General features: G+C 34.0%; 17 protein-coding genes. 8 read left to right on the forward strand and 9 right to left on the reverse strand.

Features of this window, described 5'->3' with window-relative positions; all coding sequences use genetic code 11:
- The first annotated feature begins 7 nt into the window (after positions 1-7).
- Genes JST55_02895 through JST55_02915 form a run of 5 tightly spaced genes read left to right on the forward strand, consistent with a single transcriptional unit; the run spans position 8 to position 5,995 of the window.
- Positions 8-403 carry a thiol-disulfide oxidoreductase DCC family protein gene (locus tag JST55_02895; GenBank protein ID MBS1492428.1) on the forward strand — a complete coding sequence of 132 codons (396 nt, stop codon included), beginning with the start codon at positions 8-10 and terminating at the stop codon, positions 401-403.
- 25 nt (positions 404-428) lie between these two features.
- The gene (metG, locus tag JST55_02900) at positions 429-2,423 is read left to right on the forward strand and encodes a methionine--tRNA ligase (GenBank protein MBS1492429.1); all 1,995 of its coding nucleotides are present in this window, start codon (positions 429-431) and stop codon (positions 2,421-2,423) included.
- Positions 2,423-3,256, forward strand: coding sequence for a dihydropteroate synthase (folP, locus tag JST55_02905; protein MBS1492430.1), 834 nt, complete (start codon positions 2,423-2,425; stop codon positions 3,254-3,256). The genes metG and folP overlap by 1 nt, the downstream gene beginning before the upstream one ends.
- A complete protein-coding gene (locus JST55_02910; GenBank protein MBS1492431.1) occupies positions 3,253-5,496 on the forward strand; it encodes a copper-translocating P-type ATPase in 2,244 nt (747 codons plus the stop codon). Before folP ends, JST55_02910 begins: the two co-directional genes overlap by 4 nt.
- Positions 5,497-5,506: 10 nt before the next feature.
- On the forward strand, positions 5,507-5,995 hold the full coding sequence (locus tag JST55_02915) for a heavy-metal-associated domain-containing protein (GenBank protein ID MBS1492432.1): 489 nt from the start codon (positions 5,507-5,509) through the stop codon (positions 5,993-5,995).
- Between the two features lie 30 nt (positions 5,996-6,025).
- Here JST55_02915 and JST55_02920 read toward each other — a convergent pair whose 3' ends face one another.
- The 6 genes from JST55_02920 to JST55_02945 all read right to left on the reverse strand — a co-directional run bounded on the left by JST55_02920 (position 6,026) and on the right by JST55_02945 (position 12,692).
- Positions 6,026-6,925 (reverse strand): NAD-dependent epimerase/dehydratase family protein, encoded by a 900-nt coding sequence (locus JST55_02920; GenBank protein MBS1492433.1) that lies wholly within the window; start codon positions 6,923-6,925, stop codon positions 6,026-6,028.
- Between the two features lie 9 nt (positions 6,926-6,934).
- Positions 6,935-7,858 (reverse strand): glycosyltransferase family 2 protein, encoded by a 924-nt coding sequence (locus JST55_02925; GenBank protein MBS1492434.1) that lies wholly within the window; start codon positions 7,856-7,858, stop codon positions 6,935-6,937.
- 24 nt (positions 7,859-7,882) lie between these two features.
- On the reverse strand, positions 7,883-8,653 hold the full coding sequence (locus tag JST55_02930; protein ID MBS1492435.1) for a class I SAM-dependent methyltransferase: 771 nt from the start codon (positions 8,651-8,653) through the stop codon (positions 7,883-7,885).
- A gap of 65 nt (positions 8,654-8,718) precedes the next feature.
- Entirely contained in the window at positions 8,719-9,687 is a 969-nt protein-coding gene (locus JST55_02935; protein MBS1492436.1) for a Gfo/Idh/MocA family oxidoreductase, read from the reverse strand.
- Position 9,688: 1 nt separating this feature from the next.
- Positions 9,689-11,089 (reverse strand): NDP-hexose 2,3-dehydratase family protein, encoded by a 1,401-nt coding sequence (locus JST55_02940; protein MBS1492437.1) that lies wholly within the window; start codon positions 11,087-11,089, stop codon positions 9,689-9,691.
- Between the two features lie 13 nt (positions 11,090-11,102).
- Positions 11,103-12,692, reverse strand: coding sequence for a hypothetical protein (locus JST55_02945; protein ID MBS1492438.1), 1,590 nt, complete (start codon positions 12,690-12,692; stop codon positions 11,103-11,105).
- A 478-nt stretch (positions 12,693-13,170) separates the two neighbouring features.
- Here JST55_02945 and JST55_02950 point away from each other — a divergent pair, with 478 nt between their 5' ends.
- Positions 13,171-13,626, forward strand: coding sequence for a hypothetical protein (locus JST55_02950; protein MBS1492439.1), 456 nt, complete (start codon positions 13,171-13,173; stop codon positions 13,624-13,626).
- Between the two features lie 49 nt (positions 13,627-13,675).
- On the opposite strand, the gene JST55_02955 is transcribed toward JST55_02950, so the two are convergent.
- Positions 13,676-14,206 carry a porin family protein gene (locus tag JST55_02955; GenBank protein ID MBS1492440.1) on the reverse strand — a complete coding sequence of 177 codons (531 nt, stop codon included), beginning with the start codon at positions 14,204-14,206 and terminating at the stop codon, positions 13,676-13,678.
- A gap of 260 nt (positions 14,207-14,466) precedes the next feature.
- Between JST55_02955 and JST55_02960 the strand changes: the two genes are divergently transcribed.
- A complete protein-coding gene (locus JST55_02960) occupies positions 14,467-14,835 on the forward strand; it encodes a DUF559 domain-containing protein (protein MBS1492441.1) in 369 nt (122 codons plus the stop codon).
- Between the two features lie 226 nt (positions 14,836-15,061).
- Positions 15,062-16,417, forward strand: a complete 1,356-nt coding sequence (locus tag JST55_02965; protein MBS1492442.1) for an NgoFVII family restriction endonuclease — start codon at positions 15,062-15,064, stop codon at positions 16,415-16,417.
- A 392-nt stretch (positions 16,418-16,809) separates the two neighbouring features.
- On the opposite strand, the gene JST55_02970 is transcribed toward JST55_02965, so the two are convergent.
- Both JST55_02970 and JST55_02975 read right to left on the reverse strand, forming a co-directional pair.
- Positions 16,810-18,657: an aryl-sulfate sulfotransferase gene (locus JST55_02970; GenBank protein MBS1492443.1), complete on the reverse strand. Its 1,848-nt coding sequence runs from the start codon at positions 18,655-18,657 to the stop codon at positions 16,810-16,812.
- A gap of 308 nt (positions 18,658-18,965) precedes the next feature.
- Complete coding sequence (locus JST55_02975; GenBank protein MBS1492444.1) at positions 18,966-21,407, reverse strand: sodium-translocating pyrophosphatase; 2,442 nt, start codon at positions 21,405-21,407, stop codon at positions 18,966-18,968.
- Positions 21,408-21,441 lie beyond the last annotated feature (34 nt).

Genomic DNA, 21,441 nt, shown 5'->3' on the forward strand with positions numbered 1-21,441 from the left:
GAGAAAAATGTATAATAATATAATTTTATTTGACGGAGTTTGTAATTTTTGTGATTCGTCGGTAAACTTTATTATTGACAGAGACAAGAAGAATATTTTCAAGTTTGCAGCGCTGCAATCCGAAAAGGGACAGGAGATTCTCGAATACTTCAGCCTTCCCAAAGATGATTTTGATTCATTTGTTTTTATAGAGAATGATAAAGTTTTTAAGAAATCTTCTGCAGCATTAAAGATTGCAAATAAGTTAGGCGGTATCTGGAAGATTTTTTATCCGCTGATAGTTGTACCAAAGTTTTTACGGGATTTTTTTTACAGTCTGATAGCAAATAATCGTTACAAGCTTTTTGGAAAAAAAGATGCGTGCAGAATTCCCACTCCCGAATTAAAACAAAAATTTTTATAGACAATTTTAGTACACTATATTTTAAATGAGTAAAACCAAACAAAAATATTTAGTCACCGCTGCTTTACCATATGCAAATGGATATTTACATTTAGGACACGTTGCTGGAGCATATCTGCCATCTGATATTTACGTCCGGTACAAAAGATTACAAGGTGAAGATGTTATATTCATCTGCGGCTCCGATGAACACGGCACACCGATAGAAATTTCAGCAATAAGAGAGAAAGTCACTCCAAAAGAAATAATTGATAAATTTCATTCTTCCAATAAGGAGTCATTTGAAAAACTGGGAATTAAATTCGATATATATTCAAGGACTTCTAATGAAAAGCATATAAAAACTTCTCAGGAATTTTTTCTTAATTTATACAACAAAGGAATATTAAAAGAAAAAAAATCTAAGCAGCTTTATTCGGAAAAAGATAAAATGTTTCTTGCTGACAGATTTGTTGTCGGGACATGTCCTATCTGCGGATATGAAGATGCGAATGGTGACCAGTGCGAAAACTGCGGCTCGGATTTATCTCCTCTTGAATTAAAAAATCCCCGTTCGAAAGTATCAGGTGATATTCCTGTTATAAAAGAAACAACAAATTTTGTTTTTCCTTTTGCTGATTTTCAACCTAAGCTTGAAGAATGGATTAACTCCAAAAAGGACTGGAAGCCGAATGTAATAAATTATTGCAAAGGCTGGTTCAAAACAGGATTGCAGGATAGAGATTATACACGTGATTTAAAGTGGGGTGTTCCTGTTCCGCTTCCTGACCATGAAGGAAAAGTTATTTACGTTTGGTTCGAGGCTCCCATAGGATACATATCATTTACAAAAGAATTATTTGAGCAGCGAGGTGAGCCTGATAAATGGAAGGAATACTGGCAGGATGAAAATACAAAGCTTATACATTTTATAGGAAAAGATAATATTATTTTTCACGCATTGATATTCCCTGCAATGATAATGGCGCATGGTGATTATATTTTACCCGACAACGTTCCTGCCAATGAGTTTTTAAATATGAACGGCGGAAAGTTTTCTAAAAGCAAAGGAGTGGGTTCTTTAGTTAAAGATATACTGGCTGAGTACAATTCTGATTTAATCAGATATTGCCTTGCATCTACTTTTCCTGAGAATAAGGATTCGGAATTCAGCTTTGATGATGTCATAACAAAAAACAATAATGAACTTGCAGCTATACTGGGTAATTATATTAACAGGACGGTGGTTTTTGCAAAATCTAAGTTTGATAATAAAATCCCCGTAAGACAGAGTGCAAGTGCTGACGGTATAGAAATTTTTGATCACATAAAAGCTCTTGCAAAAACAGCAGCGGAGTTATTCGATGCTTATAAGTTAAAAGATGGATTAACAGAAGTAATGAATATTGTAAGAGCTGCAAATAAATATTTTAATGATTCAGAGCCATGGAAAATTTTAAAAACAGATAAAGATAAATGTGCTGAGATAATAAATAATTGTCTGCAAATTTGTCATTCAATCGCAATCGCTATATCACCGGTACTTCCAAATACATCTGAAGAGATTTTGAAAGTATTGAATAAAGATAAATCTGATTTCTCATGGGATAAAATCGGAGAGATAGTATTACAAAATGATACTGAACTCGGTGAAAATAAAATACTCTTCCCTATTCTTGAGAAAAAAGAACCTGCTCCCGAAATAAAAGAAGAAGATAATTTAATTTCTATTGATGATTTTAAAAAAGTAACTTTGAAAGTGGGTGAAGTTATTGAAGCAGAGAAAGTACCAAACAGTAAAAAATTACTTAAACTCAAACTAAAGGTCGGAGATAAAGAGAAACAAATCGTTTCGGGAATTTCAGAATATTACACTGCAGAATCTTTAATCGGGAAATTAATTATAGTAGTTGATAATTTAAAGCCGTCAAAGTTAATGGGAATCGAATCGGAAGGAATGTTACTTGCTGCAAAGACTGGAAAAGAATTAAAAATTGTAACTGTTGACGGAAACATTAACAACGGAGCAGAAGTAAGTTAATGATTTATAAGTTTGGTAATGTAGTATATGATCTGAATTCAAGAACTCACATTATGGGAGTTCTGAATATTACCCCCGATTCTTTTTCAGACGGGGGAAAATATTTTGAAAACAAAGTTAAGATTGATAAAGTTATAGAAGATGCTGTTCAGATGGAAATGGATGGAGCTGATTTTATAGATGTAGGGGGTGAGTCAACGCGGCCGGGTTCAGAAGCTATTACAATTGATGAGGAGCTTAATAGAGTAATTCCGGTAATAAGCCGTTTAAAAAAGAAAGTAAATGTTCCTATCTCGATAGATACTTATAAGCATCTAGTTGCAGAAGAAGCTTTAAAAGCAGGGGCGGAAATTGTTAACGATATAAGCGGATTTAATTTTGATGAGAAGCTTCCTGAAGTTACTGCAAAGTATAATGCTTCATGTATTTTGATGCACATAAAAGGAACGCCGAGAGATATGCAAAAAAATCCTACATATACGAATGTAGTCGAAGAAGTTTTAGAGTATCTGAAAAATGCAGTTAACAAAGCAGAGGAAGCAGGGATAAAACAGATTATGACGGATGTCGGTATCGGATTCGGTAAAAACTTGCAGCACAATCTAACTTTAATAAGAAATATTTCAAGGTTTAAAACTCTTGGATACCCAATACTGCTTGGAGTATCAAGAAAAAGTTTTATGGATAAAATATATCCTACACCTATGGAAGAAAGACTTGAAGGAACTATAGCGGCAAATTCCATTGGTATTGCAAACGGCGCGAACATTATAAGAGTGCATGATGTTTTAGAAAATAAGAGAGCAAGCAGAATTGCTGACAAATTAAAATGAGCAACATAAAACAAATAGAACTTGATATAGTAGGAATGAATTGCTCGGGCTGCGCAAACAGCATTAACTCCTATTTATCAAAAATGGACGGCGTTAAAAAAATTGATGTCAGCTTTTCTTCTGAGACCGCTAAGATCGATTATGAAGAAAGTCTCATATCCATTCCAAAAATAATTTCTACAATAAAAAGTCTTGGCTTTGATGTTATTGAAGATGAAGAAAGTCTTGAACAGGATAAAAAAGAAAAACTTAAGAAATTACAAAGAACGAAAATATTTACTGCTATAGGATTATCATTAATTGTAATGGTTCTTGCAATGAAAGAGCATCTTGGTATATTTAGCAGTATAACCATACCTTATAATTTTAATTTATTACTTCAATTAGTTTTAACTTCAATTGTAGTTTTCTGGTGCGGAATAAAATTTTTAAAAGGCGCCATCTCTTCGACAAAGTCCGGAGTTCCTGATATGAATGCTCTTGTCAGCCTTGGCACAATGTCTTCGTTTACTTTCAGTTTAGTTATCACCGTAAACCACATCTTTAATTTACAATGGGAAGCACTGGCAACTTCGCATGACGTCTATTACGAAACAGCTGCGATGATAACCACATTTATTCTCATTGGTAATTATCTTGAGCTTGTTATGAAATCAAAAGCTCAGACATCCATTAAGAGTTTAAAAAGTTTACAGAGCAAAACAGTTACTTTAGAGCGAGGCGGTGAAGAAATTACAATTCCATTTAAAAAAGTTAAGAGCGGTGATATTGTTTTAATAAAAACTGGGGATAAAATTCCTGTTGACGGTACTATTACAACCGGCTATTGCGTAATTGATGAAAGCGCGATGACAGGTGAATCATTGCCTCTTGAAAAGAGAGCAGGTGATGAAGTTATAAGTGGTACAATTCTTAAAAATGGGTTTATAAAAGTTAATGCTTCAAAAACCGGAAACGATACCAGGCTCGCAAAGATTATTAACTTAGTTAAAGATGCTTCCGGTTCAAAGCCTGAAATACAAAAACTTGCTGATAAAATTTCAGCAATATTTGTTCCGACAGTAATTTTAATTGCCATAGTAACATTTGTTATCTGGGACTTCATTGTTGGAGTACCATTTTCTGCAGCAATGTTAAATGCAGTTTCTGTTTTAATTATTGCCTGTCCCTGCGCATTAGGTTTGGCTTCACCCATGGCAGTAGTTGTAGGTATCGGACGCTCTGCAGATAACGGAATATTATTTAATAATATTAATGCAATCGAAAAACTTAATAAAATCGATACGATTTGCTTTGATAAGACAGGAACGATAACGACAGGTGAATTAAAGTTTGAAAGCATAATTTCACTTGGAAATTATTCAACGAAGGAACTACTCAAATATGTTTTTTCATTGGAGAAACACTTCAATCATCCAATAGCGAAATCAATTGTGCATCATTGCTTAGATAATGGTATTGGATATTTCTCCGATGTTGAGGAACTGAATAATGAGCAGGGACTAGGAGTGACCGGCTTAGTTAATAAAAAAGATGTTTCCATTGGAAGTCTTCGTTATATTAAAGAAAAAGTGCTTACGAACACTTATACTGAAACAAGTTTCAGAGAGTTTGAAAATCTCAACTCAAAAGGAAATTTATTTATCAGTATCAATAATGAAATAAGCGGAAGAATTTCATTTGATGAAGATATTAAAGAAGAGTCACGGGAAGTAATTGAAACACTAAAAAGAAACGGATTTGAAGTCTGCATGATTTCAGGTGACAATGAACTTGTAACTAAGAGTATTGCAAAGGAAGTAAGCATCGAGACATATTTTTCAAATGTATTTCCCGAAGATAAATTAAAAATTGTTAAAGAGCTGCAGTCAAACAATCAAAAAGTTGCAATGATTGGTGACGGGATAAATGATGCTCCTGCTCTTGCAAAAGCTGATGTAGGAATTGCGATTGGAACGGGTACTGATGTTGCAATTGACAGCGCTGATGTAATTTTAGTTAAAGGCGATTTAAGAAGTATTTCTAAGTCAATCAACATTTCAAAGAAGACTGTTAAGATTATTAAACAAAATATTTTCTGGGCTTTCTTTTACAATATAATTGCAATTCCGTTAGCAGCAGGTTTGCTTTCCCCTATTGGAATTATAATTAGTCCGGTACTTGCTGCAATGCTTATGGCTTTCAGTGATGTAGTAACAGTTATTGGAAATTCACTAAGATTAAAAACAGTAAAAATCTAAACTATATAAAATGATCAAATTAAATTTAATTGCCTTCTCAATTGCAGTTGTGTTTCTTTTTGCAGGCTGCGGAAAAAACGAGACAAAAACAGCTGAGAATAAACCTGTTGAAACAAAAACTGAACAAGTAAAAACCGAAAGCACGAGCAACGCTCAAACTTCTGATAAAAATGTTCAGACAGTAGAATTCAAATGCAAAGGAATGACTTGCAGCAGCTGCGAGAATAAAATTTCCAGCGAAGTAAAAAAATTAAAAGGAATAAAAGAAGTCATAGCTGATTCAAAAACAAAAACAGCAAAGATAGTTTATGCTGCAGGCGAAGTTTCAGCAAAAGATATTGAGAATGTAATTAATAAGGCAGGTTACGATACGGAAACATCAAAGTCAGATAATCCTCATGATTGTTCAAAGGAGAATTCTGAAGAGTGTAAAGATAAAAAAGACGGAAACAGCGATTGCTGCAAAGACAAGAAAACAAAGAAGAAATCTAATCTGTAAATAATTTTATAGCTGGCGGAGGTAACTTCGTCAGCTTTTTAATTTCTTCACCCACTCATCATATTTATAATCATACTTCTTTTCTATAATCGAATCAAGTTTTGTCGAATCAAAAATTGTATCACCTGATTCCAGTTTTAAATCAACTTCAGGCCAATCAGTAAACTCTACAACTACACCAAATTTATCAGCAATTATTTCAGCAGCATTTTTCAAGTTAAAAGTTTCTCCTCCAATGTTGTAAACATCGTTTAAAGTCTTTATTGAATTAGTGGCAGACCACATAGTTGTACATATATCTTTAATATGTGAAAATGTTCTTTTCTGAGAGCCATCACCATATAAGCTGATATTTTCACCTTTTGAAGCTTTATTTAAAAAGAAACCAACCGTACCGAATGAATATTCATTGCCTACATTATTTCCATATGGTACACAGATTCTGAATATAGTGTAATTTAGTCCAAACATGTTGTTATACATTTTCAAGAATTGTTCACATGAATATTTATTTATAGCATAGGGAGTTTTGAATTCTTTTTCTGAATCTTCTTTTAATGGAGTGTCTTTTATTCCTTTATATACTAATCGAGTTGAGGGAAAAATAATCCGCCCCTTGTAATTTTGTTCTTTTAGTGTGTCTATAATATTTAATAAACCAAGCTCATTCACTCTGATGTAATCCTCATATTTTGTGAATCCTGCCCCTGTTCCTGTTAATCCGGAAAAAATAAAAATAAAATCTGAATCGAAGTTGATTTTAGAAACTTGTGATTTATCTGAAATATCTAAAAAAGAATATTGAAGATTAGAATGGATAGAATCTGTTTGAACATCAAAGAGTTCTAAATCAATATTTCCAAGGGAGTTTAAAAAATGAGTGAAGTTTTTACCTATATAACCATTGGAGCCGAGGATTTGAACTTTCATAAGAGAGTATCAATCGTTTAGTTTTTCTTCGATGATATAGATTGGACGATGTTTAACTGTTTCAAATGTTTTTCCTAAATATAAGCCTACCATTCCAAGTACGGAAATTATTAATCCTGAAAAAAACCAGATGGAAATAAATAAACTGGTCCAGCCTGTAACATTTACTTTTCCTTCAAAAAATAAAATCACAGCGTATATAGAATACAAAGCCGAGATAAACGAAATTATCAGACCAAGTTTTACTGCGAGACGCAAGGGTTTATCAGAAAAAGATAGAATAGTATTAACTGCAAGGTCGAGTCGTTTTTTGTAAGAATAAGATGATTTCTTTCCGTCTTCCCTATCGGCATGTTCAATTTTTAAGGTTGTAAGTTTAAATCCCACCCACTTGACCATCGTGGGAAAATATCTGTGATAATCTCCCATGGATTTTATTGCATCAACAACTTTTCTGCTCAGTACTGCAAAGTTAGCTACGGTATCATCCTGCTTTGTTCCGGTTAGATATCCAAGCAAAGCATAAAAATATTTTGAGAGCATTTTTTTTATTATGTCATCTCTTCGCTGAACTCGGCTTGCAAGTACTATATCGTATCCTTCCAAAGCTTTATTATATAAGTTTGGAATTTCCTCCGGTCTGTCCTGTAAATCGCAGTCCATTATAACAATCCAGTCACCTTTTGCATTTTCCATACCTGCAGCAAGTGCATGCTGTTGACCGAAATTTTTGCTGAGTTTAATTCCTTTTACAAGAGAGTGCTTTAAACAATTCTCTTTTATTTTTTTCCATGAGCTATCGGGACTGAAATCATCAACAAGTATAATTTCAAAATCAGATGTTATTTTAGAAACTGATGCAATTACCCTTTCGACTAATGCATCAACTAATTTTTCCGCATTATATACAGGGCTTACAACTGATATTTGAATTTCATTATTCAATGATAATTTCAATTATTTTTTCTTTCGACAGAATAAGGTCTGGTGATGTCCTGCATTGAATGGTTTTGAAAGTCCGAACAATACTAATGTTGCAAATTTATAAACTCCTGCCACTATTGGATTATTTGACGGAACATCAACCGCTTTCAGTTTATAATTATGATTTCGGATTTTAAAAACTTCCATACCTTCCATTTCAATAACTTTTTTCAGTGACTTATTGGAATAATGCTGCAAGTGGTGATGGTCATACAATCTGTCATGAGCAACGGAAAATCCAATTCCGTTCAATGCTCTAGCGAGTTTATATATTATACTGTTGTTATGAATTGTGTTTACTATAAGAATTCCGTCATCCGTCAAAGCGTCATGCATTTTTTTAACAAATAAACGAGGATCAGGCACGTGTTCTATCACCATAAAATTCGTTATAGCATTATATTTTTCCGGCACATCCCATGTAAGAAAATCTGCCGCTATAAATTTTATTCCGGGTGATTCATTTGTAACAAAATCCATCCCGGTTAAATCCATAGAAGGGTCAATCTTATGAATGTGTTTCAGGAAGCTCCCTGTTCCGCATCCTACATCAAGCATTTTTATTTTTTTGCCTTTCAGAAAATCCTTAATGACATTCAGACAATATTCAAATAAAGGAGTATCGGGATTTGCAAACCAGTTCTTATGTGTTTCTATAAAATAATTTTCATTGTATGGCTCTTCTTCTTCTTTTGGAATGATAGTAAATGTGTGGTCGCATGCATCGCATTTATACAAACTCATTCTGGCATTTTTCAGATACGTATTTTTATTGTAACAAATAGGACAAGGGTAAGACATAGTTCAATTTAATTTATAAAGTTTTTTGTGCTTAGCAATCTGATTTCTTCCTGCAGCTTAGCCTGATTTAATAATTTTTTATAGTGAGTATCAAAATCTTTTTCTTTTATTGCGCGAATAAATTCATTTAGAATATTCACAAAATGATTATCTGCTGGAACAGGAAATTCCTGTCTGTGATTATCTTTTTCGATTACAATCATCGGTGAGTAATTTGGCTGTGGAGTAAAAGCTCGCAGAGCAGTTATTTTCCCTTTTGAGCCCCATAACTCATAGTTACATTGGTAAAAATTGTCAAATCCAAAAGCAATTTCTGCTGCAACAGAAGTATTACTTGCTATATATGCAGAGCCGAAAATATCAACATCAAAAGATTTATCAATAAAAAGATTTGAAGCTTTTACCATAACATCGTAGCCTAAAAACATTTGTGCAGCTTTTATTGGATAACCTGCTGCATCAAGTAAAGAACCGCCGCCGAGTGCTTTATTGTAACGGAAATTATCTTTAGGGAGCGGCGGAAAACCGAACGAACTTCTGAATAATCTTAACTCCCCAATCTCGTTATTTTTAATTAAGTCCAAAACAAATTTATGCTGCGAGTGATATTCGAACATATAATTTTCCAAAAGCAAAAGATTTTTTTCCTTTGCTAAGTTTACCATAGTTTCAACTTCCGTATAATTCATACCAAGTGATTTTTCAGCAATGATATGTTTTCCGCTCTCTAATGCTTTTACAACATACTCCAAATGCATTCCTGTTGGAAGCGGAACGTATAGTGCATCTATGTCTTTTCTTGAAATTAAATCATCGTATCCTACAACCGCTTCGCATTGAAATTTTTCAGCATACTCATTTGCTTTTTCAATTGTTCTGCTTGCAACTGCAACTAAATTAAAATCAGGAATTGATTTTATTGCAGGGATTACAGAACGCATTGCTATATTTGCACAGCCAAGAACGCCAATATTCATATTATATAAACCTTGCAGAGGAAATTAAGCTCCGCGCTTCAATGTTTAAATAATTGTTAAATTTCAAAAAGACCTGTATCTGATTCAATGTCATCCAAATAAAATTTTCCGGAACTTCTATCGGAAAATTTTCATCTACTTCAATTATTAAATTTTTATTCTGCTCTCTGTAAAATCTGCCGCCCTCTTCTGACTGATAAGCAGAATACAGTATTTGTTTTTTATCTACATTAAGAACGTAATTCAAAAATTCAGGTTCGTATTCACTTAATCCTTTTCGGTAATTACCAGTCAGACATTGCAATGTAGGAGCAAGTTCTATTATATCAAAATTCCCCGCTTCAAGTTTTGCCTGAACAAGAAAATGATAGACTCCGTTTATTTTTTTAATCAGAAATGCAATGATACCTTCCTGAGCAGATTTTATTAACGGCTGTGACCAGGATTTAACTTCCCGGTTATCAATCTGAACGTTTACTGCTATTACTGAAAAGTACTTTTTATCCACGTGATAGATAGAATAATCATCTTTATACCAGTTTTTTACATCCTTTAATGGTATCTGCCTTACATCTAAATCATATTTAGATTTTATTTTTGTAATCCACGAAATTATTTCATCTGTTTCATTAAGATGATTTTCAGTATTAATAAAAGAATTCAATAAGTCTTTACCAAAGCCGTCATTAATTTTTATATCAAAATTTTCCACATCAAAAGGAATACAGGAGATAACAGTGCGTGTATCCATATTAACGACATTGTCGTTCATCATCATTTTTTTTATCTGTCCTAAAGTAAGCCATCTGAAATTTTCATGAATTTCGATATCATCTTCAACTTCAATGATGATATTCCTGTTTCTCTTCTTTAAAAATCGTGCGCCCTGCTCAGACTGGAGCTGATCAAGTAATACTCTTGATTTTTTTTCCCCATTAAAATATTCCAAATACAAAGGTTTTTTACCTTTATGAACCTGTGAATAATTACTTCTTGTTGCCTGAATTGTAGGTGATAACTGAACATAATTAATATTGCCGGGTTCAATCTTAGCCTGCATTAAAAAATACAGCACTCCGTTAAACTTTTTTGTTATTATACCAAGGTATCCGACTTCAGGCTGATTTATAATCGGTTGAGTCCATTCAGGAACTTTACCCCAGTTTGTTTTTACATCAATACCTTCTATTGAAAAGAACTTGCCTGATACATGCCTTAAATTTCCCGTTGATTCATCAAAATACCAGTCAGGCATTTCACTGAATTTTATTTCATCTATCTTTACATGAATTCTATCATTCTCTTTCTTAAGCCAGTCTAATGCATCTTCCGTGCTGATAAACGGATTTTCAAAAGTTAACGCTGAACTTAAAAATAATATTTTCTTTTCGTCTTTTACCAAACTATTATCAATACTAATTCAATTTTTCAAAAGCGTATGCAGCGAATTTTCTATCGGTGGACATGAACTGATTTAACAACTTATAATTCGTCGAATCTTTTAACACATCAAGCTTAACATCTTTTTTGTATTCAGGTCTGTATCCGTAATGAGTATCCCAGATTATGATTGAACCTTTTGGTGACTTTGATAAGTTCTCCATGTTCAGTGTCTGAAACTTCTTGCCTCTCTCGCCAAATACATCACCAAAGAATAAAATATTGCTGTTAGTATAATAAACGTTTTTATCTTTTATTTCCGGAGTGTTTACGTATTCACCGATTTTTATTATTGCTTCATTTTCAGGATTTAATTTCCTCGGCTCATAATTCATAAATAAATATCCTGCAGCAAGTATTAAACTTACAATCGCAATTGTATTAAGATATTTCTGAATGTTCCCACGGCTGATTACAAGAGTCGCGACAAAAAATAAAGTTATACACAAAATTTTTGTAAATTCAGAAGGGTCCTGAACATCTAAACCGTTTGAAGTGTGAGAAAGAAATCCAAGCGTAAGTAATGCCAATACACCTATTATCCCCATGAAAACACTTTTAAATTTTGCATCTGCAAGATTGTTCAAACCTACTGTTGCAAAAAAAGCTGCTAATGGTGAAACGGGAATTAAATATCGCCACGTACCCGGATTAACACCCTTCAGCATTAATGCAACGGGAACAAGAAACATCAGAGTAAAAACTATATAAATTAAATCGAAACGTTTAAAATATTCTTTTGTATTTTTACCTATAAAGCCAAGGTAACCGGATAAAAATAATGCAAGGCATATAGGTCCAATAATAAAAATATAAACTTTGAAATAGTGTAATGCTCCGCGGTTTGCTCCGCCGAAATCCATTTCTCCGACATTCTTCATTTCATTAATTATAAACATAATATCACCGGATTGCAGATATCCTGCAAACATATACAGCAAAGGAAAAATACCCAAAGAAATTATAGCAAGATAATTTTTTCTCATAACAAACATAACTGCAAGTATGAGTCCGAGTAAGGCAACTTCCTGACGGACTGTAAATAAATATCCAAGTATTAATCCGCTTAAAAAAAGTTTATCTTTTTTGTAGAAATAGATGACAAATATAAGAAGTAAACCTGAGAAAATTTCTGCATAAGAACGGAAAGATAAATCAAAATAAAGCGGCTGCAGTGCAAGGAGTAAAGCTCCGAAAAAAGCATACTTAATTTTGTATTCCTTAAGCAGAACATAAGTCATGAAAACAGTTACGGAAGCAATCAGAGAATTGAAAAATAAAACGCCCTGATATCCCATTAAACTGGGTATTACCATAACCAGCTTGTAGCCTGTCTTTGGCCAATTGCCAAGAATTGCGCCGGGATGAGTCCAGAAATCCCTCATATTGAGGTAGTGACCCATCTCGTCATCCTGATAAAAACCTGTAGATGATTTGCTGACGATAAAATAAATTACCGCTAAAATTGGTATAATAAGCCAGAAATACTTTTCGAAAATTTTATCTAAATCTGGTGCCTTAGTTTCTGTTTTCGAGGAGACTTTTTGAGTTGAAGTTTTTGCCATAAAGAGAAAGATAGTTATACAGTTTGAGAAATAAAATTTATAAAAAAAACTCTATTTTTACCTATGAAAAATATTTTAGGTTTTAGGGTTGAATTTGTATTAGAAAAAATTTAATTTTGGTTTGGGATCGAGGTGAGATACTACGATTCCTTTCTTAGAGGGATGCCCGTCAGCTATGTTGGCGGGCATTTTTTTTGTCCAATTCTGAGCTAAAATCACAAAAGTTTCGCGAAAATTTTTTTCATAAAAATAAATACATATTTATCCATAATTTTATTTCCGGATTATGTAAAGTTGATTTTATCTTCCTGTTTTTTCTTCCACATATTTGAACGAAATCCGCTCCTTTTTTCTGAATTTTTCCTGTCAAGTATTTTTTTATAAAAATCACCTATTACTACTAATGAGATTTGTATTTTGAAAATTATATTAAGTCTGAATATTTTATTCTCAGTAAAAAAAAATTAAAAATATTTTTATGGCAGGAAAAGTTACACGCGCAAAAATAACTAAAGCTATTCCCTTCAGCTTTGGAATTTTACAAAACATTGCAGACGATTTACGTGTCACCCGTTCAGCAGTTTCACGTTTTATAAACCTCCCCGATAACAGTGACCTGAAAGAACTTATCACAGAAGAGGGAGAAAGAATTTCCGACTACGCAAAAATGAATGTTGCAAGAAATCTTATCACCGGTGATATCGAAGCTGCTAAATGGTTTCTTTCAACTTTTCCGAAAGGATTAAAAAATCCGCGAAGAAAATACAAATCAAAAAAAGATGACTGGAAGAACCAGCCGCAGATTACTTTTGAGCGCAGCGCTCAAAAACTACGTCAGGGATTTTATAACAGGCTTATGATTATTGACAGGACGAGAGAAGATATTAACCCAAGGCAGCTGCCGGGGAGGAAAGAAATTATAATCCATGATTAAAGAAATTCCCCCATGTAAGGGGGAATTTCGGAAACAGGAATTTATTTTTTTAAAGAGGAACAGATAATCCAATAGTTGTATTTACCCAGTTAGCCTTAACGCCGCCTGTAGTGAATGGATTATGATATTTTACTTTGAGATTAACAATAAGCTTATCGCTGAAGAAACCTTTGCTTACTCCACCGCCAAGATTAATTCCTGCGTAAGTCTTGCTTTCTAAAACAATTCCGAAAACTTCAGCTTTTAAAGTGTAAGCTCCCAAGCCTGCCTCGCCAAAAAATTTGTATTCTGACTCAGGTTGAAAATAATATCTTCCGTTAACAGTAACTTCCCAGAACGTGGCGTTAACATCCCACGTAGCAGCGGCTGTTGCTACAAGAGCATAATTATAATTCAGCCGGTATGAAGATTCTAAACCAAGATGAACATCGGTAGGACTATCGCCTCCTCCGGAAGTAAATGATGAGATGCCTAAATTCAGTCCTGTATAAAGTTTGTTAATTGTCTGTGCATTTGAAGAATTTGAAAAGCATACAATAGCGCACAGCACTACTACAAAAAATAGTGAGATTTTTTTCACGAGAGTTTGTGGTTTGATTTTTTAAATGGATGTGGGATATGCGATAGTAATATTGCGATTTGTATGATGAATTACAAATGCAAACAGAGTATAGACTTTAGCGAGTCTAGTGCACTTCATAAGAAAGCTTGAAGGGATATTAGGTATAGCGTAAAAGCAAGAACTTTCAAAACACGATGTATGTCCCCCTCCTTACTAAGGAGGGGGCAGGGGGTGGTTTAATGTGTGCTATGAATTTAGAAAAATTACTAAATTTCTGAATGAAATTATTCAATCAGACAAAATATAAGGAATTCAGAAAAGAATTAAGAAATAATTCTACAGTTGGGGAACAAGTGTTATGGCAAAAATTAAAGGGAAGCCAGTTTTTAGATTTGAAATTCAGACGACAATACAGTGTAGAAAAATATGTTATAGATTTTTATTGTCCTGAACTTAAATTGGGAATTGAAGTTGACGGTGCATCTCATAACAGAGAAACCTCAAAAGAAGATGATGAAGCGAGAACAAGATACTTAAACGCTCACGCAGTTAATATTGTTAGATTTAAGGATTACGAGATTATAGAAAATGTTGAAAAGGTATTGCAAATACTGGAAACAAAAGTTATGAAATTGAAGCAAACGTAATCGACTCTCCCTCTCACGCTAAAGCGGGACTCGATAATTGAAAGCTTACTAAGGAGGGGGCAGGGTTTAAAATAAAATATTATTTGTAAAAAACACGTTTGGTGCTCCCCCTCCTTACTAAGGAGGGGGCAGGGGGTGGTTTAAGGAATAATTTTTTATTCTTACTAATAGGTTATTTTAAAATCTCTAAAAAATAATTATATTTTGCAAATTTAATATTACCCCTATGCCATTAATTTATAATTTAAAAGAAGAGTTAGATGTAATTCTACCGAAAGCAACTGATGTAAAGATTGCAGTTGCTTTAGCTAAATATACAGCTTTCAATAATCTTCGCAATCTTATTAAGCCTTCAATTCCTCAATCTTATATTTTGGGGATAGATTTACCCACAGATTATGAAGTATTTGAAACACTTTTTAAGGAAAAAGTAAATTCAAGAGTTTATATTTACACAGATAAGGTATTTCACCCAAAAGTTTATATATTAGAACTTGGAAAGACCCTAACTGCCTATATATCTTCAGCAAATTTGACTGATGCAGGATTTGTTCGAAATGAAGAAGTTACCTATAAAACAGAAAATGATGAGGAAATAAAAAATTTAATAGAGTGGTATAACCAATTATATAATGAATCAAATATTATTGATGAAAATTTCTTAAAGAAATACAAAGAAAGAAACAAAGATAAAAAAATAGAAGATGCTGAAAACAAAAGAACTTTTTTTATAAATGGTTTAAAAAATGAATTTGGTAAAAGTCATTATAAAGATATGGATGAATATTTAAGAGAACAAGAAATAGATATAACTAAGTTTAATTATTCTGACCAATTTTTTAAATTAGAACATTATTTAGCATTTGAAGACCACAAAATTAAAAATGTCAAGTTTAACGATGAAAGACATGCAGTAGTTCAAAAGTTTTTAGAACTTCATGAAGCAATTTATAACCAATTCAAATCGTATAGTTTGAATTCTTTAAACGCACATTACAAACCTAGATATATTACCTCTTTATTCGATTTTGCTCAAACAGATCCTAGAGCATTAACAAGCATTTGGCTTCATTATGGGAAAAGCAAAAAAGAACTAGATATGTTTGAAGATCCAAATGAGAAAAGAGAGCTAAGGCGATACAATGACAATAATGAAGATGACCAAGGTTCATTTATCAATCATATTCGCATACAATGCTATCTTAGGAAAAACTGTTTTGGTATTTCATTATTTATAGGAAAACCCAATGGAAGTTTATGGGATAGAGATAACTTAAGAAAAATTCTAAAAAATACAGAAGATAGAAAAAAGCTATTAGATATTTTGAGAGAATTAAACGGAGATTATTGGATAAATTATTATTGGCCAAATACTGAAGAAAAATACTTATTTATTCACAAATCGACTGAAGAACAAATAATAAAATTTTTACAGATAGATGATGACGGCTCTTACTTTTCAATTGGAAAAGAATTTAGTCCTGACAATTTTTTGATTTCTACGAAAAATATCAGCCAAACAATATTAAAAGAATTTCAATTGCTTTATCCATTATATGAGTTGATAAAGAAAAATATATAATTATTCTTTAAACCACCCCCTGCCCCCTCCTTATTAAGGAGGGGGAATACTATTTTTTTTTACAAACAAAGGTTACTAAATAAACCATCCTATCTTTTAATACGGAGGGGAAATACGATATATTCTTTTTACAAACATAATTACTCGTTAAACCACCCCCTACCCCCTCCTTAGTAAGGAGGGGGGACACTATTTTTTATAAACAAAAGATACTAATTAAAACCACCCTACCTTCTAGTACGGAAAAGGAATTCATATTTTTATTTAATTTATAAATGGTAGAGTATTTATACCCAACAAAAAAACCCTTGCACTACTCTCTCTGATGCAAGGGTTTTATTAAATTATTAAACGGAAGGTAGAAATTACTTTATAAAAAATGTTCTTTTAAATTATTTAATAAGCATCATTTGTTTTGTTTGCGTAAATGTATTTGTTTTCAGTTCATAAAAATATATACCTGATGAAAATTCAGAGGCATTCCATTTATATTCATAGCTGCCGGGAGATTTTACTTCGTAATCAACCTCTTTTACTTTCTGCCCTATTAAATTATAAATGCTAAGCTTTACATCGGTTAGTGCAGGTATATCAAATTTAATTGTAGTCGAAGGATTGAACGGATTCGGATAATTCTGATAAAGACTGAACTTAGACGGCGTTACGCTTTGAAGCGGTTCCTGCACACTCACAGATGCATCGCCAAATCTGTAAGCGCGGTAACTGCATATTCCATCTGGCAATGTAAGCTCAAAAACTTTTTCCCTGTTAGCATTCACCTCAGTGACAGTAGGATTCGCCGCTCCCCATCCGATTATTGTATTACCGTTTGCAAGCCTTTGCGTATATCCCATAGCATAACCGTATGTGGACCTGTTATTAATGTACTGCCAGACTAATTTAGCAGTATGGCGTGTTTCATCAAGCTGATATTCAGCAGCTCTGGAAAAAAAAGTAGGGTCACTATCAGCATTGGGTTCTCCTGTGGGGTCTCTGGTAAACCGGTAGTTTCCATTATCAAAAATCGAAATATTTCCGTTTGCAAGTCTTCTTACTGCATGCTGATAAGAAAATTTTATTGAATCATTTAAAAAAGTAAACTGATTATGCCTCCCGCCGAATCTCCACATTATTTCCCCGTTGCTTCTGTTTATTTTTGTCAGTTCTTCCTGATGCCTGCTGGATATTATTATATTTCCGTCGTTATCAAGCTCGATAGCATTCCCGTGCACATAGTCAATCTGATGCGCATAAAGATTTTCATATACAGCATCGGTTATCTCAAAGTTATCCCAGCTTCTCCATTGAAAAATAACATTTCTTGCTCTATCCAGTTCCTGTATTACCAGACCTGTAACTATTGCAGCGGAGTCTCCGCCCGCAATAAAATTTCTCATATCTACTAACTGAGGATCATAGCTCATTAATAATATGTGATTGCTGTTATCAACCAAACGGAGCTCATGCAGGTCCGTACTGTACCCGTTACCGCAGTAGAAGCTATCTATAATTTCATAGTTCGAATTCATTTCAATAAATTTTGCTGCCCGGCTATCATAATACGTCATGTTTCCGTCCGGCTGTTTTTTAAAATCTAAGCAGTTAGAAGGCATCTCCCTGTAAAATACCGGTTTCCCTGAATTTTCTAAAATCATTAAATAAGGTGTGTTAGCAGTTCCGAATATGGAAAAATTACTAAGGTAAATATATCCCGGACTTGGCGCATCCGAATTAGAAACTGTTATCTGTGGAAAATCAAGCGGCAATGATGCCGTTCGCCTTGAAGAATTATTGACAGTATTATTACTGATACTATACATTATCGACTGTATTCCCATTTCTTTATTAAGCACATCTAATGGTTCAGAGGGTAATGTCTGTTTTTCAGTTTGAAATTTAAAGCTTAGCTCTTCCGTGAATTTGTTTTTTGTTCCGGATGAAACCTTAACAAATACCGTTTCATCATTAAAGAATTTACTGTCAGGATAAAAAATTGCTGTATATCCGTCATCGCTTATTCGGGATGAAAATGTATGCTCGCCTGATTTGCTTCCAATAATAGAAACCGATTTTTCATTTAAATAACCGGAAGCAATTTTTTGGCTGAACCTGATGGAAACAGATGTAGATGTTTTATTATACTTTGAATCAGGTTTGGGAATGAGTAAAACAGGATTGGAATTCGGTAATGCCGATTGTACAAAGAGAAATAAAAAAAAGACAAGAGGGACTGCTTTCATCTCTTTTGATTTTAGTTTTTTGGTGAATAACGGTGAATTATTCAGGAATAATGGTGAATTAAACCTTGAATTTGGTGAATTATAGCTTACTTATATTGTTTGAAGTACGACAATCTATTTATTAAATGGTTTAATGGTTTATTAATATATTAGACGGAAAATTTTCGGAGAACTTACAAGGATAACCCAAAAACCCTCACACGATTATCTCATGAGAGGGCTTTGGTTTTACTAATAGTGACTCTTTAAATTTCAGAGTTCTGATATCAGACTTCAGATATTAATTCTGAATTCTGCACTCTGAATTCTTAATTCGATTTAATTCTCATTTTGTAGAATGAACGCCATACGAAAATAAGAGCGATTGCGAAGAAAATTAATCCGATTTTCGGAGCAATTTTTCTGAAGCCTTCAGAGATTGCAATTTCCATAGCAAGAAGTCCGAACAATGTTGTGAACTTAATTATAGGGTTCAATGCTACTGAAGATGTATCTTTGAAAGGATCACCAACTGTATCACCGATAACTGTTGCATCATGTAACGGAGTTCCTTTTTGTCTTAAGTCAGTTTCAACAACTTTCTTTGCATTATCCCATGCGCCGCCGGCATTAGCCATGAAGAGAGCCTGGAATAAACCTATAACTGCAATAGCAATAAGGTAAGCAATAAAGAAACATGTCGGTGCTGATGCTGCAAGAGCAGATTTAATATCCATTCCGGGAACTAAATCGGAAGGGGCTGAGAACATTGCAAAAGCAAGAGCGAAACAGAAAATTGCGATGAAGATATTGAACATACCCTTCTGAGCATATTCAGTACAGATCTTCACAACTTCTTTTGATTTTTCCGTTGATGCAGACATATCTGCATTTTCATCAAGGTTAATATTTCTCTTAATATATTCAACCGCTCTGTAAGCGCCAACTGTAACTGCCTGTGTAGATGCGCCTGTAAACCAGTATATTACTGCGCCTCCGCAGATAAAGCCGAGAAGCGACCAAGGATTTAATAAGTTAAGAACAAGCTCAGGCTCAAATCCTAAAGTGCTTTTTAATACAAGGATTAGAGAGAAAATCATTGTTGTAGCACCCACAACTGCTGTTCCGATAAGCACCGGCTTTGCAGTAGCTTTGAATGTATTTCCTGCGCCGTCGTTTTCTTCAAGGTAAAGCTTAGCTTTCTCCCAGTCAGGTTTGAAACCGAAATCTCTTTCGATATCTGCTGAATTTTTTTCTTTGTTTTCTTCGATAAGTGAAAGTTCGTAAACTGACTGAGCGTTATCTGTAACAGGACCATATGAGTCAACGGCGATTGTTACAGGACCCATACCAAGGAATCCGAATGCAACAAGACCGAATGCAAAGATAGCAGGGTAAATCATAATTTCAGGTGAGCCTGCAGGATTTATATTGTGCGATGCGTAGTAAGCTGCAAACATAAGTCCGAAGAATACCATACCTTTCCAGAATGCAGAGAAGTTACCTGCAACAAGACCGGAAAGAATTGTAAGTGATGCGCCGCCTTCTTTTGATGATTCAACAACTTCCTGAACGTGAGCTGATTTCGGCGATGTAAAAATTTTTGTGAACTCGGGGATAAGCGCTGCGCCGAGTGTACCGCAGGATATAATAATGGAAAGCGTCATCCATAAATTATTTGCAAGATGACCGATTAAAACATATGATACTGCGAACGTAACAAGAATAGAAAGGATAGATGTAATCCAGACTAAAGATGTTAACGGTTTTTCGAAATCTAAATCTTCAGCTTTTGAATATTTTGCGCTGGAGTAAACTTTATTAATATAGAATGCTGCAATAGATGTAAGAATCATAAGCACGCGCATAACGAAAATCCAGACGAGAAGCTCTGCCTGAAATCCAGCGCCTGTTACTGCAAGAACGATAAATGAAATAAGCGCAACACCTGTTACACCGTATGTTTCAAAACCGTCAGCTGTCGGTCCTACAGAGTCACCTGCGTTATCACCGGTACAGTCGGCAATAACACCCGGGTTACGGGGATCATCTTCTTTGATTTTGAAAACAACTTTCATTAAGTCAGAACCGATATCAGCAATTTTTGTGAAGATACCGCCGGCGATTCTGAGAGCAGATGCTCCAAGAGATTCACCGATTGCAAAACCTATAAATGAAGCTCCTGCAAGTTCACGCGGAACGAACAAGAGAATGATAAGCATTAAGAATAATTCAATACAAATGAGCATAACACCGATTGACATACCGGCATCAAGCGGGATGTTCAAAAGGTTTAACGGTCTTCTTTTTAAAGAAGCGAAAGCCATACGTGAGTTAGCGAGCGTGTTCATTCTTATACCGAACCAAGCTACACCATAAGAACCAAGAATACCAATTACCGTCCACATAAGAATCAGTACAACTCCGCCTGCTGACTGATGCTGCAGGAATCCGAAATAAAATCCGATGATGGCGCCGATAATAACAAAAAGAATAAACAGAAATTTTCCCTGCTGAATAAGATATGTTTTACAGGTTTCAAAAATGATCTGTGAAACATCCAGCATGGATTTATGGGCAGGAAGTTTTTTAACTTTAATGAACTGCATTAAAGCGAAAAGCAAGCCCAGAACACACACAGCGAAACCCATATAAAGATATTGGTTTTGTGCCGCTGAGAACTCGGGAATTTTAAGGTCGGCTTCGCTTGCAAACGCAAACACAGGTAACACCAGCACCATTAAAATAGAGAGTAATAAGTTTTTTTTCATGTATATTTTTGGTTGAATAAATTAAAGCCTGCAA

It is taken from the genome of Bacteroidota bacterium (assembly GCA_018266835.1).
Lineage (GTDB): Bacteria > Bacteroidota > Ignavibacteria > Tepidaquicellales > Tepidaquicellaceae > JAFDZO01.

What these genes read in the sequence shown, in the direction of transcription:
- JST55_02895 (MBS1492428.1), top strand. Translation starts at nt 8, where the DNA reads ATGTATAATAATATAATTTTATTTGACGGAGTTTGTAATTTTTGTGAT.
- metG (MBS1492429.1), top strand. Translation starts at nt 429, where the DNA reads ATGAGTAAAACCAAACAAAAATATTTAGTCACCGCTGCTTTACCATAT.
- folP (MBS1492430.1), top strand. Translation starts at nt 2,423, where the DNA reads ATGATTTATAAGTTTGGTAATGTAGTATATGATCTGAATTCAAGAACT.
- JST55_02910 (MBS1492431.1), top strand. Translation starts at nt 3,253, where the DNA reads ATGAGCAACATAAAACAAATAGAACTTGATATAGTAGGAATGAATTGC.
- JST55_02915 (MBS1492432.1), top strand. Translation starts at nt 5,507, where the DNA reads ATGATCAAATTAAATTTAATTGCCTTCTCAATTGCAGTTGTGTTTCTT.
- JST55_02920 (MBS1492433.1), bottom strand. Translation starts at nt 6,925, where the DNA reads ATGAAAGTTCAAATCCTCGGCTCCAATGGTTATATAGGTAAAAACTTC.
- JST55_02930 (MBS1492435.1), bottom strand. Translation starts at nt 8,653, where the DNA reads ATGAGTTTGTATAAATGCGATGCATGCGACCACACATTTACTATCATT.
- JST55_02935 (MBS1492436.1), bottom strand. Translation starts at nt 9,687, where the DNA reads ATGAATATTGGCGTTCTTGGCTGTGCAAATATAGCAATGCGTTCTGTA.
- JST55_02945 (MBS1492438.1), bottom strand. Translation starts at nt 12,692, where the DNA reads ATGGCAAAAACTTCAACTCAAAAAGTCTCCTCGAAAACAGAAACTAAG.
- JST55_02950 (MBS1492439.1), top strand. Translation starts at nt 13,171, where the DNA reads ATGGCAGGAAAAGTTACACGCGCAAAAATAACTAAAGCTATTCCCTTC.
- JST55_02960 (MBS1492441.1), top strand. Translation starts at nt 14,467, where the DNA reads ATGAAATTATTCAATCAGACAAAATATAAGGAATTCAGAAAAGAATTA.
- JST55_02965 (MBS1492442.1), top strand. Translation starts at nt 15,062, where the DNA reads ATGCCATTAATTTATAATTTAAAAGAAGAGTTAGATGTAATTCTACCG.
- JST55_02970 (MBS1492443.1), bottom strand. Translation starts at nt 18,657, where the DNA reads ATGAAAGCAGTCCCTCTTGTCTTTTTTTTATTTCTCTTTGTACAATCG.
- JST55_02975 (MBS1492444.1), bottom strand. Translation starts at nt 21,407, where the DNA reads ATGAAAAAAAACTTATTACTCTCTATTTTAATGGTGCTGGTGTTACCT.